This is a genomic window from Streptococcus sp. 714, assembly GCF_013277115.1.
Classification (GTDB): domain Bacteria; phylum Bacillota; class Bacilli; order Lactobacillales; family Streptococcaceae; genus Streptococcus.
Genome location: NZ_VMMH01000013.1, coordinates 46425 through 62044 on the forward strand (window position 1 = coordinate 46425; position 15620 = coordinate 62044).

Consider the following 15620-nt stretch of genomic DNA (forward strand, 5'->3'; position numbering starts at 1 on the left):
TAGGAAAGTATTTCTGTAAGCTGGAAGATAAATGAAACAATTAACTTCCATATAGAATTATGATATGAAAAATGAATGAGGTTCCTTTACTTTTATAAACCTCTTCAAATTCTTGCTAACAAAGTATAAAAATGAAATCTTGATGCTAAAGGAGATTAGCTGATTGGAGAATATTGTTGGTAAAGAGGGTGAAAATAATAGAAAGATATATGAATAAATGAGAATTGATCAACGAATTATGCGTTTTGGTATAAAAAAATTAAGTATCGGAGTTGTATCTGTTGCAGTTGGATTTGCTTTTTTAGCACCGACAGGAATTTCTGCCAATGAAGGAAGTCCAGTTGTGAAAAATGAAACTCCTTTAGTAGTAAATGCAACGGATAGTCCGACAAAACTAGAAAATCCTGATAAAAAACAGGAAATATCTATTACAGAGGAGAAAACTACAGCTGCTCAATCAACTTTAGAAACAAAAGAAGTTGTTAAAACTCAGAAAGAAAAAGCAGGAGAAGAATTATATCAAAAAGAATCTGCTGTGCCTCATGAGGAATTGAAGAAAGAGGAAATTCTAAAGGATGAGCCGAAAAATTCTCGTCCAGTAACAGAGGCAGACTTTGTCAAAATTTCTAAAGGGGAGCTCCATGTAGAGAAGGAACTTGTTGATAATTCTTTATACGGTGGAAAATTTTTAGATCCTGATGGAGATGATGATCATGATGGAATAAAAAATAAGGATGAATTGTATATTTACAATAAAGATGGGAAAGACTACTTAGGATACCATAGCCATCCTTTACTAGCAGATAGTGATGGAGATGGACTAGAAGACGGGGAAGATGATAACAAGAAACAATGGTATGTCACAGATCGTGATTCCCTCCTTTTTATGGAGTTGGCTTATCGTAATGATGATTACATTGACAAAATTCTAGATCATAAAAATCCTTTTCCAAGTCTTTACCTTGATCGTCAAGAATATAAAATGATGCACAATGAACTGGCACCATTTTGGAAGATGAAAAAGGCTTATCATACAGCAAGTGGCTTGGATGCTTTCTTATTTGAGACCAAGAGCGATCTCCCTTATCTCAAAGATGGAACGGTGCATATGTTGGCTATACGTGGAACAAGACTGAATGATGCGAAAGATTTAAGTACAGATTTTGTTTTGTTTGGAGGAAATAAACCTGCACAAGCGGATGATATCCGTAATGTTGTAAAAGAACTGGCGCAGGATTCCAGCATTACCAATCTGTATATGACAGGTCATTCTCTTGGAGGCTACCTAGCTCAGATTGCAGCGGTTGAAGCTTACCAAAAATATCCTGATTTTTATAACCATGTATTGAGGAAAGTGACGACTTTCAGTGCTCCTAAAGTGATTACTTCCAGAACTATTTGGAATGCTAAAAATGGTTTCTGGGATGTAGGGTTAGAAAGTCGTAAGTTGGCTTTATCTGGTAAAATAAAACATTATGTGGTCGATAATGATAATGTTGTGACATCTTTGATTCGTAATGATAATGATATTGTAACTTTTACAGGTAACTCTAGTTTCAAACACCGTTCGCGTGGTTATTTTGAAAGTAGAATGAATGCTATCCCGAATTTTAATATTGGAAAACGTGATACGCTTGATAAACAGGGATATCGTGATCAAAAATTGGACAAAGTTTATTTCTTTAAGAAACAACAAGTCCCTCTGTCATCTAGTCAACCAAGCCCTGAACCTCTTGAAAATATAGCTCTAGGGAAACGAGTAACTCAAAGTTCGACAGCTTTTGGAGGAGATGCTAGAAGAGCAGTTGATGGGAAATTAGATGGAAATTACGGACATAATTCTGTCACTCATACAGATTTTCAATCAAAACCTTGGTGGCAAGTCGATTTAGATAAGGAAGAAACGATTCGCCAGATTAATATTTACAATCGAACAGATGCTGCTCAAGATAGACTGACTAATTTTAATGTGATTCTTTTGGATAGTTCTGGAAAAGAAATTGAAAGAAAGCGCATTGCATACTTACGAGATAGTTTCGCTCAGATTTCAATTGATTATAAGAAAGCTCGTTTTGTACGCATCGAGTTAGATGGATATAACGCTCTCAGTCTTGCAGAAGTCCAAGTGTATCGTGCTGAGAATATCGCTTGGAAAAAACAAGCTCAGCAAAGTTCTACTGATTTTGGTGGAGATGCTAGTCGTGCCTTGGATGGCAATACCAATAGTAGTTATAGTCAGCAATCAATTACTCATACAAAATTTGAAAACCAGCCTTGGTGGGAAGTTGATTTAGGTCGTACAGAACAGGTAGGGCTTGTTCGCCTTCATAACCGTGGGGATGGAGAACTTTCTAAACGTCTGTCAGACTTTGATGTGATTTTATATGATGAAAAAGGGCAAGAAGTTACTAGACAATATGTTTCTCGCTTAGAAGGAAGCAGTTTAGATCTCCAGTTGAATGGTAAACCAGGTCGCCGTGTTCGCATTCAATTGCGTCAAAAAAATCAAGCTCTCAGCCTTGCAGAAGTAGAAGTTTTTCGATTTGTAGCTAAAAATAATGCAACTACTCAAGCTTCTAAGCCTGTACAACTGTTAAACTACACCCCTGTAAAAGATAAAACCCTAACTATTCAACATAGTGGTGCTTATATTGCACGTTATTCAATATCATGGGAAGAAGTTACAGTAGATAAATATGGCCAATCAGTTGTCCGAAGTCGTTCTTGGGAAGGGAATGGGCGCAATCAGATCGCAGGATTTATCCTCAATCTCCCAATTAAGTCTAATATGCGCAATCTTCGAATTAAGATCGAAAAGAGAACAGGTCTTATCTGGAATAGATGGCAAACAATCTATGACAACAGACCTCTTCTCGCCCAACCACATCGCAAAATTACTCACTGGGGAACAACATTGAATTCTAAGGTGAGTGATGATGATGTCTTGTAATCTGACGATACAATGACAGTTAGTTTGTCTAGTTTATAAGAAAGCACTAGCTGAGCTTGAACAGAACTCATGTAGCTTTCTATGAGAGAAAAAAATAAAACAGAAAGGTAGAGTGAGGTGTTCTAATTTGAACACGAGCGGAAAGCTCGGAAAATAGATAATCTGACTGAGAAATCAGGATTTCTCGTCAGATTCCTAATTTTCAGTCGTTTTCTTGTCGCTCTCTAATCTTCATAAAATAAAGAAAGGATGGGTAAACCGTATTTGCTGAACTGAATACGGGCGGAGAACTGTGTAAAAAAGATAAACTGTCTAGCATCTGAAATGCTTCGTCAGTTTCCTATTTTTACTTTGTTCTCTGTCGCCCTTTATATCTTAACTATGTCTATCCATATTGCTGCTAAGCAGGGTGAAATTGCTGATAAAATTCTTCTTCCTGGGGATCCTCTTCGTGCGAAATTTATCGCTGAGAATTTTCTTGAAGATGCTGTTTGTTTTAACGAAGTGCGTAACATGTTTGGTTACACTGGTACTTACAAGGGTCACCGTGTATCTGTCATGGGCACTGGGATGGGAATGCCATCTATTTCGATTTATGCGCGCGAGTTGATTGTTGACTATGGTGTGAAAAAATTGATCCGTGTGGGAACTGCGGGTTCTTTGAATGAAGATGTCCACGTTCGTGAATTGGTTTTGGCACAAGCTGCTGCAACTAACTCAAACATCATCCGCAACGATTGGCCACAGTACGATTTTCCACAAATCGCTAGCTTTGATTTGCTTGATAAGGCCTACCATATCGCTAAAGAACTCGGTATGACAACCCACGTTGGGAACGTTTTGTCTTCTGATGTCTTTTATTCAAACTACTTTGAAAAGAACATCGAGCTTGGTAAATGGGGAGTCAAGGCTGTGGAAATGGAAGCAGCGGCTCTTTACTATCTTGCTGCTCAACACCATGTTGATGCTTTAGCTATTATGACTATTTCAGATAGTTTGGTTAATCCAGATGAAGATACAACTGCAGAAGAACGTCAAAACACCTTCACTGATATGATGAAGGTAGGTTTGGAAACATTGATTGCAGACTAAAGGTAGGCTATATTTAGAATGATTTCTCTTGTTCTCAAAATGATAACTATCAACAATGAATCAATCCTGAAATAGGTAAGAATAAGGAAATTGAAGGAAGCCTAATTGTATCAAAGGACTAACAGGAGTTAGTTTAAGACCTCATAATAATCAAATAAAGTTGGAAGCCAAGTTGACAAGAAGCCAAGGCTTTCAACTTTTTAACTTGAAAATTCCTAGGAGTACAAAATGGATAAGATTGAACAATTACAAGGTATTATTGATCAAAGTCAGAGAATTGTCTTTTTCGGTGGTGCAGGGGTTTCTACAGAGTCTAATATTCCAGATTTTCGTAGTTCAGATGGTATATATAGTCTGAAACTAGGTCGCCATTTTACTGCCGAGCAACTGGTTTCACGCACTATGTTTGAGCGCTATCCAGAGGATTTTTTTGATTTCTACAAAAAGTATCTGGTCTATCCTGATGCTAAGCCGAATTTAGCACATGATTATCTAGCGTCGTTGGAAAAAACAGGTAAATTAAAGGCTATTGTGACGCAAAATATCGATAGTCTCCATGAAATGGCAGGATCTCAGAAAGTTTTGAAACTGCATGGTAGTGCAGATCGTAATTATTGTTTGGGCTGTCATCGCTTTTATGATTTGACTGCCTTTTTGGCACTTGAAGGTCCAGTTCCCCACTGCTTAGATTGTGGTAAGGTGGTCAAACCTGACGTAACCCTTTATGAGGAAGAGCTAGATATGGATGTATTTAGCCGCGCAGCCCAAGTCATTCAGCAAGCAGATTTGTTGATTATTGGTGGCACTTCCTTAGTTGTTTACCCTGCAGCTAGCCTAATCAATTATTTTTCAGGGTCAAATCTTGTCGTTATCAACAAGTCCAGCACTCCTCAAGACAGCCAAGCTGATTTAGTTATCGAAGGTAAGATTGGAGAAGTTTTTTCTAAATTGAGACAATAAAAAACTGAAAGAAGTAGGACTATACTTCCTTCAGTTTTTTTGTATCACGAACTCAGAAACTATGAACAAGATTCTCTTCATTTCTAGGGAAATTTTATTGTTGATTTATAAATTGCTCGAGTTATTTTTAATTGTTGAATAAAAGGAAAAAAGGAAGACTTTCTGGATGAAAAACTTCCTTTTTTAGTCAATCAGTACATGCTGATTTTAATGAAATGCTACTATATTGTTTACTTTTTTAAAGATTGCAAAAAACAATCAATCTCTGCTTGAGAATGGAGAATATGCATCTTTTCTGGGTAAGTATTGTTTAAGTATTGGTATCTATCCTTAGCATTTTTGGTTCGACCATCCCAGAGAATCCAACGAATAAATTCCCAGTTGAATTGCTCGGGGCATCCCTTAGCCATACTTTCTCTTACTTTTCCTCTGTATTTTAAATAGCGCTTAAAGGCTCTTAGCAAACAATTCCAAGCAGAGAAATTTAAAAAGATGATTTGGTCAGCTTCCTGCATTCGTTCCTCATAGAAACACCAAGAATAATTTCCATCGATGACCCAAGTTTCATGATTGGTGAGAAAGCTTTTCATCTCGGTCAACATCCATTCACGGTCACTGTCTTGCCAACCAGGTTGAAATTGGAGTGTGTCCATATGAAGTTTTGGGATGGAGTAGTAGAGAGATAACTTTTCAGCTAGCGTTGACTTACCAGCACCAGAATATCCGATAATTGCGATTTTCATTTTCTACCCTTTCCTATTTGGAGACAAAAAAACAGCCTCTATGGACTGTTTCTTATTTAGCAAGTTTAGCTGAAAGACGAGCTTTATCGCGGCTTGCTTTGTTTTTGTGAATCAAACCTTTAGTTTCTGCTTTATCGATAGCTGAGCTGGCAGCACGGTAAAGTTCTTCAGATGGGTTTGCTTCAAAAGCTTTGATAGCAGTACGCATAGCTGATTTTTGAGCTGAGTTTTTTTCGTTTTGTTTAACGTTCAATTCAGCGCGTTTGATAGCTGATTTAATGTTTGCCAATGTTCTTACCTCCATTTTTACTAACTATACCATTATATCTGAAAACTTACGTTTTGACAAGGGAAAATTACTTTTTTAAGTAAATTTCATCGATTTCATGGTTCTTTGTTTTATGCAGAATCACTTCTGCACGATTTCTGGTTGGTTCAATATAATTTTGTAGATTTGTGAGATTGATACTGGTCCAGACTTGATGGGCAAAGGATTCCACTTCCCCAATTGGCATTTGAGTAAAACGATAATAGTAGCTATCAGGGTCGTTTTGGGCTAGGCTCAGCATTTTTAAGAAACGGTCCAGATACCAACTCTCGATGTCATCGACTGCAGCATCAACATAGATGGAAAAGTCAAAGAAATCAGTGATATAGAGACGCTCGTTTTGTGGATTTTGAAAGACATTGATTCCTTCAACAATCACAAAATCAGCAGCTTTGACGCTTTGCTTCTCCTCAGGTACGATGTCGTAGACTTCATGAGAATAGACAGGAATATCTACATCTTGTCCATTTTTAATGCGATCCAAGAAGTTGAGAAGAGCTTCCATATCATAGCTTTCAGGAAATCCCTTGCGATTTAAAATCCCTTGCTCAATCAAGGTCTGGTTGGGATAGAGGAAGCCATCAGTTGTTACTAACTCAACCCTAGCATCTGTAAGTGTACGAGACAGTAGGATTTGCAGTAGGCGACTGGTTGTTGATTTTCCAACAGCAACACTCCCAGAAACCCCAATGATAAAAGGTTGGGATTTACTTTCACGTTGAAGAAAAATTCCTTTTGAGAAGGCCAAATCATCCTTGGTACGCTTGTAAATCTGGATGAGATGTGCTAGGGGAAGATAGACATCGGTAACATCCTGCAAGCTAATCTGGTCATTAAAACTCTTAATGGATTCTAATTCCTCTTCTGTCAAAGGAGGTGTTGTCTTTCGATGTAAAGATTGCCAAGTCTGGCGGCTGATTTTTTCAAAATGTAAAAATTCGTTGGTCATTTGTTTTCCCCTAGATATTTTGTTTATCATACCATAAAAAGCTAAAAAAATAAAGCGGTTTCTTGATGATAGTAAGCCAATATCGTATAATAGAGGTAGACCAATTTATTGATGAAGTAGGAGCTACTTTCTCCTGACTTATAAGCTAATAAAGGGGGCTTTGGGATTCACAACTTATAGGAGGTGTGTCATGAAAATCTTAAAAAGTTATGTATTGGAACTCTGTTTTATTTTAAGTTTTGCCTTACCTTTTATAAAAGGGGTCAATGCGGATAATGGTAGACGCTTTGTGGAAATCTATTACGGTTTTACTTTTTTGATGGAACATGCTATTGTAACAGTTGTCTTTCTTTGTTCGCTCTTGATTGCTTGCCTACTTAAAAAACGGTGGACGAAATGGCTAGTTGCTGGAAGTTATCTATTTTTGATTTTGTGGATTGCTACAGAGGGTTATTTCTTCCGCATGTCGCTAGAAGATTTGATACGACTTTGGACAAGTTTGGAAATCCTGACACAAACTTATCAGTTGGGCTTTTATCTAAACATCTTGTTGGGAATTCTGTTGATAATAAAGTATTGTAAGGTTAAGCAATCGTAATAAAAATGCGCCTGATTATAGACAATAAATTTATTGTTTTATCCTGACTACGATATTTATAGTTCTAAATGGTTTATTATTTATAAGTGTTGAAAGAGATTGAAGAAAATGTCTTCGTGACTAGCTTTCTTCAGTCTTTTTCGTTTTATTATCAATTTGTAAACGATTTACAATTTAAGTCAAATTATGGTAAAATAGTTTCATGAGTAAAATGTATTATGCAGAAAATCCTGATGCTGCTCACGACATTCATGAGTTGAGAGTGGACTTGTTGGGAGAAAAAATGACCTTTTTGACGGATGCGGGTGTTTTTAGCAAGAAAATGATTGACTTTGGAAGTCAACTCTTGCTCAAGTGTCTTGAGGTCAACCAAGGAGAAACTGTCCTGGATGTAGGCTGTGGTTACGGACCTTTGGGCTTGTCTTTAGCTAAGGCTTATGGTGTTCAGGCGACCATGGTCGATATTAATAATCGTGCCTTGGATTTGGCGCGGCAAAATGCTGAACGAAATAAAGTAGAAGCGACGGTTTTTCAGTCCAACATCTATGAACAAGTTGAAGGCACATTTGACCATGTCATTTCCAATCCTCCTATCCGTGCGGGCAAGCAAGTGGTTCATGAAATCATTGAGAAAAGTAAAGATTTTTTGGAAACTGGTGGAGATTTAACAATCGTTATCCAGAAAAAACAAGGGGCCCCAAGTGCTAATTCCAAGATGGAGGAAGTGTTTGGCAATTGTGAAATCGTCAAAAAAGATAAGGGGTACTATATCCTTAGAAGTGTGAAAGAATGAGAGCAGTTGATTTAATCCAAAAGAAACGAGATGGTCAAGAACTGACTTCGAGTGAAATTGAGTGGCTAGTTGAAGGCTATGTGTCAGGAACTGTTCCTGATTATCAGATGTCTGCCTTTGCTATGGCCGTTTATTTTAAAGGAATGACAACTCGAGAAATCTCTGATTTGACTATGAAAATGGTTCAGACAGGTCAAGAGTTTGATTTATCAGCTATTGATGGGGTTAAGGTTGACAAGCATTCTACGGGTGGTGTTGGTGATAAGGTAACCTTGATTTTGGCTCCCCTTGTTGCTAGTTTTGGTGTGCCTGTGGCAAAAATGAGTGGTCGTGGTCTCGGCCATACGGGCGGTACGATTGATAAATTGGAGTCCATTAAGGGTTATCAAGTAGAACGTAGTCAAGAGGACTTTATTGGACAGGTGCAGGATATTGGAGTATCTGTCATTGGGCAATCAGACCAGCTGGTCAAAGCCGACAAGCTTCTCTATGCCCTTCGTGATGTGACAGCAACTGTCGATACGATTCCTTTGATTGCGAGTTCGGTAATGAGCAAGAAGATCGCAGCAGGGGCGGATGCTATTTTGCTAGACGTGACTGTCGGTGAGGGTGCCTTCATGAAGACGGTTGATGAGGCGCGTGAATTGGCTCAAACCATGGTGGAACTTGGTAAGGCGGTTGGTCGGAAGACGGTAGCTGTGATTACAGATATGAGCCAACCCTTGGGAAGAGCAATTGGAAATCGCCTCGAAATCCTTGAAGCACTGGAGATTTTACAAGGACAAGGCCGGCAGGATATTACCCACTTCATCTGTGAACTGGCTCAAATTATGCTTGGCCTGGCAAATGTAAACAAGACAGTTGAAGAAGTTCGTCAACATCTTGAAAATGGCCAAGCGCTGGCTAAGTTTGAGGAAATGGTCCAAGCCCAAGGTGGAGACTTGGAAGACCTCTATCGTCCTGTAAATGTAGCCCATGTGGTGGAAATCCCTGCTCAGGAAACGGGTGTCATTTCAGCTCTTCCAGCAATGGAATTTGGGCTTTATGCTATGAGACTGGGGGCAGGCCGTGCAGTCAAGTCTGATGCCTTGGACTATGAAACAGGAATTGTTTTTGAAAAGAAGGTTGGAGATTCTGTTCAAAAGGGAGAAATTGTTGCAAAAGTATACACAAATGGAAAAATTTCTCCTCAGCTAGTTACAGATTTTCAAAAATATGTTAAAATAAATGATAGGGTGCAAAGTTTACGAGAAATTATAGAAATTATCTCATAAACCGCAGGAGAATCCGAATATGAAATTAAATAAATATATCGATCATACGCTTTTAAAACAAGATGCAACAGAAAATCAAATTGATTGTTTGTTGTCTGAGGCTAGGGAGTATGATTTTGCCAGTGTTTGCGTTAATCCGACCTGGGTTGAACATGCTAAGAAAGGGCTTGAAGACACAGATGTTAAGGTCTGCACAGTAGTTGGTTTCCCTCTGGGAGCAACAACTTCAGCTGTGAAAGCATTTGAAACCCAAGAAGCTATTCAAAATGGCGCAGATGAGATTGATATGGTGATCAATGTTGGAGCTCTCAAATCAGGTAATCTTGATTTGGTTGAATCGGACATCCGTGCTGTTGTAGAAGCAAGTGGTGACAAGTTAGTAAAAGTCATTATTGAAGCTTGCCTGCTGACCGACCAAGAAAAAGTTGTGGCTTGCCAATTAGCTCAAAAAGCAGGAGCTGATTTCGTTAAAACATCTACTGGCTTTTCAACTGGTGGTGCTACGGTAGCAGATGTTACATTAATGCGTGAAACAGTTGGACCTGATATGGGAGTCAAGGCTGCTGGTGGAGCTCGTTCTTATGAGGATGCTCTTGCCTTTGTAGAAGCAGGGGCGACCCGTATCGGAACTTCAGCTGGGGTAGCAATTCTAAAAGGAGAATTGGTAGATGGCGACTACTGAGTTGATTGAACTAGCAATTGAAACCAGCAAGAATGCCTATGTGCCCTATTCTCATTTTCCAGTCGGAGCTGTTCTAGTGGCAAAGGATGGTAGTATTTATACTGGTGTCAATATCGAGAATGCTAGTTATTCTTTGACCAACTGTGGAGAACGTACAGCCATTTTTAAAGCAGTTTCTGAAGGTCAAAGAGAATTTTCAGAATTGATTGTCTATGGACAGACTGAAAAACCAATTTCACCATGTGGTGCTTGTCGCCAAGTGATGGCTGAATTTTTTGAACAAGATCTAAAAGTGACCTTAGTCGCAAAAGATAAATCGACGGTCGAGATGACGGTCGGGGAATTACTTCCATACTCTTTTACAGACTTAAACTAGTCTGAGTCGCTCTCTGAGTGGCACGGTCCTTGTGACCAACCAATCCATACTTGCAACATCGTTGCACATCTTATTTAGGAGGTTCAGTAATGAACAAGAAACAATGGCTAGGCCTTGGTCTAGTTGCAGTGGCAGCAGTTGGACTTGCTGCATGTGGTAACCGCTCTTCTCGTAACGCAGCTTCATCTTCTGATGTGAAGACAAAGGCAGCAATCGTCACTGATACTGGTGGTGTTGATGACAAATCATTCAACCAATCAGCTTGGGAAGGTTTGCAAGACTGGGGTAAAGAACATAATCTTTCAAAAGATAAAGGTTTTACTTACTTCCAATCAACAAGTGAAGCTGACTACGCTAACAACTTGCAACAAGCGGCTGGAAGTTACAACCTAATCTTCGGTGTTGGTTTTGCCCTTAATAATGCAGTTAAAGATGCAGCAAAAGAGCACACTGATATCAACTATGTCTTGATTGATGATGTGATTAAAGACCAAAAAAATGTTGCTAGCGTAACTTTCGCTGATAATGAGTCAGGTTACCTTGCAGGTGTAGCTGCAGCAAAAACAACTAAAACAAAACAAGTTGGTTTTGTAGGTGGTATGGAGTCAGAAGTTATCTCTCGTTTTGAAGCAGGATTCAAGGCTGGTGTTGCGTCAGTAGACCCATCTATCAAAGTACAAGTTGACTACGCTGGTTCATTTGGTGATGCTGCGAAAGGTAAAACAATTGCAGCAGCACAATACGCAGCTGGTGCAGATATTGTTTACCAAGTAGCTGGTGGTACAGGTGCAGGTGTCTTTGCAGAAGCAAAATCACTCAACGAGAGCCGTCCTGAAAATGAAAAAGTTTGGGTTATCGGTGTTGACCGTGACCAAGAAGCAGAAGGTAAATACACTTCTAAAGATGGCAAAGAATCAAACTTTGTTCTTGCATCTACTTTGAAACAAGTTGGTACAACTGTAAAAGATATTTCTAACAAGGCAGAAAAAGGTGAATTCCCTGGCGGTCAAGTGATCGTTTACTCATTGAAGGATAAAGGGGTTGACTTGGCAGTAACAAACCTTTCAGAAGAAGGTAAAAAAGCTGTCGAAGATGCTAAAGCTAAAATCCTTGATGGAAGCGTAAAAGTTCCTGAAAAATAATGGATGGAAGTTATTTCTTAGGAAGCGGCCATCGGCCGCTTTTTAAGAGTTGAGACAAAGTCATTTTGTCTCAGTAAAGCTTGCTACTAGAGAAATTAGCAAGTTTTATTGAAATAAAATAAGACTCTGAAAGGAAGAGCACATGGCACACGAAAATGTCATTGAGATGCGTGATATTACCAAGGTGTTTGGTGAATTTGTTGCCAACGACAAAATCAACCTGCACCTACGAAAAGGTGAAATTCATGCACTTTTAGGAGAAAATGGGGCTGGTAAGTCCACGCTAATGAACATGTTAGCAGGCCTTCTTGAACCAACCAGTGGTGAAATTGCGGTCAATGGACAAGTTGTTAACCTCGACTCACCATCTAAAGCAGCTAGCTTGGGAATCGGAATGGTTCACCAGCACTTTATGTTAGTAGAGGCTTTCACAGTGGCTGAAAACATCATTTTAGGAAGTGAATTGACTAAAAATGGTGTGCTAGATATCGCTGGAGCTAGCAAAGAAATTAAGGCTCTTTCTGAACGTTATGGCTTAGCTGTTGATCCTTCTGCCAAGGTGGCAGACATCTCAGTTGGAGCCCAACAACGTGTAGAAATTTTAAAAACCCTTTATCGGGGGGCTGATATCCTTATCTTTGACGAACCAACGGCTGTCTTGACTCCATCAGAAATTGATGAGTTGATGGCTATTATGAAAAATCTTGTCAAAGAAGGAAAATCAATTATCTTGATCACCCACAAGTTGGACGAGATTCGCGCAGTTTCTGACCGTGTTACAGTTATCCGTCGTGGGAAATCAATTGAAACAGTCGAAATTGCAGGAGCTACCAATGCTGATTTAGCAGAAATGATGGTGGGACGTTCTGTTTCCTTTAAAACAGAGAAGCAAGCCTCTCAACCAAAAGAAGTGATCTTGTCTATTAAAGACTTGGTGGTTAATGAAAACCGCGGTGTTCCAGCTGTGAAAAATCTGTCCTTGGATGTTCGTGCTGGAGAGATTGTTGGTATTGCAGGGATTGATGGAAATGGTCAGTCTGAACTGATTCAAGCCATTACAGGTCTTCGCAAGGTTGAATCTGGTAGCATCGAGCTAAAAGGAGATTCAATTGTAGGCTTGCACCCACGTCAGATTACAGAGTTGAGTGTTGGGCACGTTCCAGAAGACCGTCACCGTGATGGTTTGATTTTGGAAATGATGATTTCTGAAAATATTGCCCTTCAAACCTACTATAAAGAACCACATAGTAAAAATGGAATTTTGAATTATTCAAATATCACTTCTTATGCTAAAAAGCTAATGGAGGAGTTTGATGTTCGTGCTGCCAGTGAATTTGTTCCTGCGGCTGCACTCTCAGGGGGAAATCAACAAAAAGCAATTATTGCTCGTGAAATTGATCGAGATCCTGATCTCCTTATCGTCAGCCAGCCAACTCGTGGTTTGGATGTCGGTGCCATTGAATATATCCACAAGCGCTTGATTGAAGAGCGTGATAATGGCAAGGCTGTCCTTGTTGTCAGCTTTGAATTGGATGAGATTTTAAACGTCTCAGACCGTATTGCCGTTATCCACGATGGTAAGATTCAAGGTATTGTGTCACCAGAAACAACCAATAAACAAGAACTTGGTGTCTTGATGGCTGGTGGAAACTTGGGGAAAGGAGAAGAGTGATGTCTAAAAAATTACAACAAATTTCGGTTCCCTTGATTTCTGTCTTCCTAGGAATTTTACTCGGAGCCATTGTCATGTGGATCTTCGGTTATGATGCTATTTGGGGCTACGAAGAATTGTTCTATACAGCCTTTGGTAGCCTGCGTGGAATTGGAGAAATCTTCCGTGCTATGGGGCCTTTGGTCTTGATTGGTCTTGGTTTTGCTGTTGCTAGTCGTGCAGGTTTCTTTAACGTCGGGCTTCCTGGTCAGGCTTTGGCAGGTTGGATTCTCAGTGGTTGGTTTGCCTTGTCTCATCCAGATATGCCACGTCCCTTGATGATTCTAGCAACTATTGTGATTGCCTTGATTGCTGGAGGGATTGTCGGAGCGATTCCGGGTATTCTTAGGGCCTATCTAGGGACGTCAGAGGTTATTGTAACCATCATGATGAACTACATTGTCTTGTATGTAGGAAATGCCTTTATCCATGCTTTCCCTAAAGACTTCATGCAAAGTACAGATTCGACCATTCGTGTTGGGGCTAATGCAACCTACCAGACACCTTGGTTGGCTGAGTTGACTGGTAACTCACGGATGAATATCGGTATTTTCTTTGCCATCATTGCTGTTGCAGTTATTTGGTTCATGCTCAAGAAAACTACTCTTGGTTTTGAAATCCGTGCAGTTGGTCTTAATCCACATGCTTCAGAATATGCTGGTATTTCTGCCAAACGAACGATTATCCTCTCAATGATTATTTCAGGTGCCTTGGCAGGTCTTGGTGGAGCCGTTGAAGGACTTGGAACCTTCCAGAACGTCTATGTTCAAGGGGCGTCATTGGCTGTTGGGTTTAACGGGATGGCGGTTAGTCTGCTTGCGGCAAACTCACCAATTGGTATTCTCTTTGCAGCCTTCCTATTTGGTGTTCTCCAAGTTGGAGCCCCTGGTATGAATGCGGCGCAGGTACCATCTGAGCTTGTCAGCATTGTAACAGCGTCTATTATCTTCTTTGTCAGTGTTCATTACCTTATCGAACGCTTTGTCAAACCGAAAAAACAAGTTAAAGGAGGTAAGTAAAGATGTCTATTACAACCTTGCTCACCCTCTTGGTGTCTTCTATGCTGATTTACTCAGCACCCCTCATCTTTACAAGTATCGGTGGTGTTTTCTCTGAACGTGGTGGTGTGGTCAACGTCGGCCTTGAAGGAATTATGGTTATGGGTGCCTTTTCTGGAGTTGTCTTTAACCTTGAATTTGCAGAACAATTTGGAGCAGCAACTCCATGGCTATCCTTGCTAGTTGCAGGATTGGTTGGAGGTCTCTTCTCTATCATCCACGCAGCAGCGACGGTTCATTTCCGTGCAGACCATGTTGTCAGCGGTACGGTATTGAACTTAATGGCGCCAGCCATGGCTGTTTTCTTGGTGAAAGTCCTTTATAACAAAGGACAAACCGACAACCTAAGTCAGACTTTTGGACGCTTTGATTTCCCAGTCTTGGCAAATATCCCAGTGATTGGTGATATCTTCTTCAAGTCAACAAGTCTGCTAGGATATATCGCGATTGCCTTCTCATTCCTTGCTTGGTTTATCCTCTTCAAGACCCGTTTTGGTCTTCGTCTTCGCTCTGTCGGTGAACACCCTCAAGCAGCGGATACCTTAGGAATCAATGTCTACAAGATGAGATATTTAGGGGTTATTATTTCAGGTTTCCTAGGTGGAATTGGTGGAGCGATTTATGCTCAATCAATCTCAGTTAACTTCTCAGTGACAACTATTGTTGGACCTGGATTTATCGCCCTTGCTGCGATGATTTTTGGGAAATGGAATCCAATCGGAGCCATGCTTTCTAGTCTTTTCTTTGGACTTTCACAAAGTTTGGCTGTTATCGGTTCTCAATTGCCGTTCCTACAAGGTGTGCCAACAGTTTATCTTCAAATCGCACCTTATGTCTTGACAATTCTTGTCTTGGCAGCCTTCTTTGGAAAAGCAGTTGCACCAAAAGCAGATGGTATCAACTATATCAAATCAAAATAAGCATACAAAAAACGTCAGTTCATTCAAATGTACTGACCCCCAAA

Annotated in this window: 15 protein-coding genes; 12 read left to right on the top strand and 3 right to left on the bottom strand. The window is 39.9% G+C overall.

All coding sequences use genetic code 11. The features are described from left to right. Nucleotides 1-217: 217 nt before the first annotated feature. The 3 genes from HT718_RS09725 (at nucleotide 218) to HT718_RS05610 (ending at nucleotide 5002) form a co-directional block, all read left to right on the top strand. On the top strand, nucleotides 218-2950 hold the full coding sequence (locus tag HT718_RS09725; RefSeq protein WP_173267780.1) for a thiol-activated cytolysin C-terminal domain-containing protein: 2733 nt from the start codon (nucleotides 218-220) through the stop codon (nucleotides 2948-2950). Between the two features lie 381 nt (nucleotides 2951-3331). After that, a complete protein-coding gene (gene deoD, locus HT718_RS05605) occupies nucleotides 3332-4042 on the top strand; it encodes a purine-nucleoside phosphorylase (RefSeq protein ID WP_125448263.1) in 711 nt (236 codons plus the stop codon). Between the two features lie 228 nt (nucleotides 4043-4270). After that, nucleotides 4271-5002 carry an NAD-dependent protein deacylase gene (locus HT718_RS05610; protein WP_153196318.1) on the top strand — a complete coding sequence of 244 codons (732 nt, stop codon included), beginning with the start codon at nucleotides 4271-4273 and terminating at the stop codon, nucleotides 5000-5002. 230 nt (nucleotides 5003-5232) lie between these two features. Here the strand turns inward: HT718_RS05610 and HT718_RS05615 are convergent, their stop codons facing one another. From HT718_RS05615 to coaA, 3 genes are all read right to left on the bottom strand, one after another. Continuing rightward, a complete protein-coding gene (locus tag HT718_RS05615) occupies nucleotides 5233-5745 on the bottom strand; it encodes a DNA topology modulation protein (RefSeq protein WP_173267782.1) in 513 nt (170 codons plus the stop codon). Between the two features lie 52 nt (nucleotides 5746-5797). Then, complete coding sequence (rpsT, locus tag HT718_RS05620; RefSeq protein ID WP_153196323.1) at nucleotides 5798-6034, bottom strand: 30S ribosomal protein S20; 237 nt, start codon at nucleotides 6032-6034, stop codon at nucleotides 5798-5800. A gap of 67 nt (nucleotides 6035-6101) precedes the next feature. Beyond that, nucleotides 6102-7022 carry a type I pantothenate kinase gene (coaA, locus tag HT718_RS05625; RefSeq protein WP_124787327.1) on the bottom strand — a complete coding sequence of 307 codons (921 nt, stop codon included), beginning with the start codon at nucleotides 7020-7022 and terminating at the stop codon, nucleotides 6102-6104. A 190-nt stretch (nucleotides 7023-7212) separates the two neighbouring features. On the opposite strand from coaA, the gene HT718_RS05630 reads away from it, so the two are divergent. The 9 genes from HT718_RS05630 (at nucleotide 7213) to HT718_RS05670 (ending at nucleotide 15576) form a co-directional block, all read left to right on the top strand. Further along, nucleotides 7213-7620 carry a hypothetical protein gene (locus tag HT718_RS05630; RefSeq protein WP_153196325.1) on the top strand — a complete coding sequence of 136 codons (408 nt, stop codon included), beginning with the start codon at nucleotides 7213-7215 and terminating at the stop codon, nucleotides 7618-7620. A gap of 202 nt (nucleotides 7621-7822) precedes the next feature. Next, nucleotides 7823-8413 carry a class I SAM-dependent methyltransferase gene (locus HT718_RS05635; protein ID WP_345890260.1) on the top strand — a complete coding sequence of 197 codons (591 nt, stop codon included), beginning with the start codon at nucleotides 7823-7825 and terminating at the stop codon, nucleotides 8411-8413. Continuing rightward, nucleotides 8410-9687 carry a pyrimidine-nucleoside phosphorylase gene (locus HT718_RS05640; protein WP_173267784.1) on the top strand — a complete coding sequence of 426 codons (1278 nt, stop codon included), beginning with the start codon at nucleotides 8410-8412 and terminating at the stop codon, nucleotides 9685-9687. Before HT718_RS05635 ends, HT718_RS05640 begins: the two co-directional genes overlap by 4 nt. Before the next feature lie 19 nt (nucleotides 9688-9706). Next, a complete protein-coding gene (gene deoC, locus HT718_RS05645; protein WP_173267786.1) occupies nucleotides 9707-10369 on the top strand; it encodes a deoxyribose-phosphate aldolase in 663 nt (220 codons plus the stop codon). Further along, the gene (locus tag HT718_RS05650; RefSeq protein WP_000246107.1) at nucleotides 10356-10745 is read left to right on the top strand and encodes a cytidine deaminase; all 390 of its coding nucleotides are present in this window, start codon (nucleotides 10356-10358) and stop codon (nucleotides 10743-10745) included. The genes deoC and HT718_RS05650 overlap by 14 nt, the downstream gene beginning before the upstream one ends. Nucleotides 10746-10834: 89 nt before the next feature. Then, a complete protein-coding gene (locus tag HT718_RS05655) occupies nucleotides 10835-11887 on the top strand; it encodes a BMP family protein (protein WP_001036140.1) in 1053 nt (350 codons plus the stop codon). Between the two features lie 142 nt (nucleotides 11888-12029). Further along, complete coding sequence (locus tag HT718_RS05660) at nucleotides 12030-13559, top strand: ABC transporter ATP-binding protein (protein WP_173267788.1); 1530 nt, start codon at nucleotides 12030-12032, stop codon at nucleotides 13557-13559. Then, nucleotides 13559-14617 carry an ABC transporter permease gene (locus HT718_RS05665; RefSeq protein ID WP_023942990.1) on the top strand — a complete coding sequence of 353 codons (1059 nt, stop codon included), beginning with the start codon at nucleotides 13559-13561 and terminating at the stop codon, nucleotides 14615-14617. Before HT718_RS05660 ends, HT718_RS05665 begins: the two co-directional genes overlap by 1 nt. 2 nt (nucleotides 14618-14619) lie before the next feature. Beyond that, on the top strand, nucleotides 14620-15576 hold the full coding sequence (locus HT718_RS05670; RefSeq protein WP_173267791.1) for an ABC transporter permease: 957 nt from the start codon (nucleotides 14620-14622) through the stop codon (nucleotides 15574-15576). Nucleotides 15577-15620: the final 44 nt, after the last annotated feature.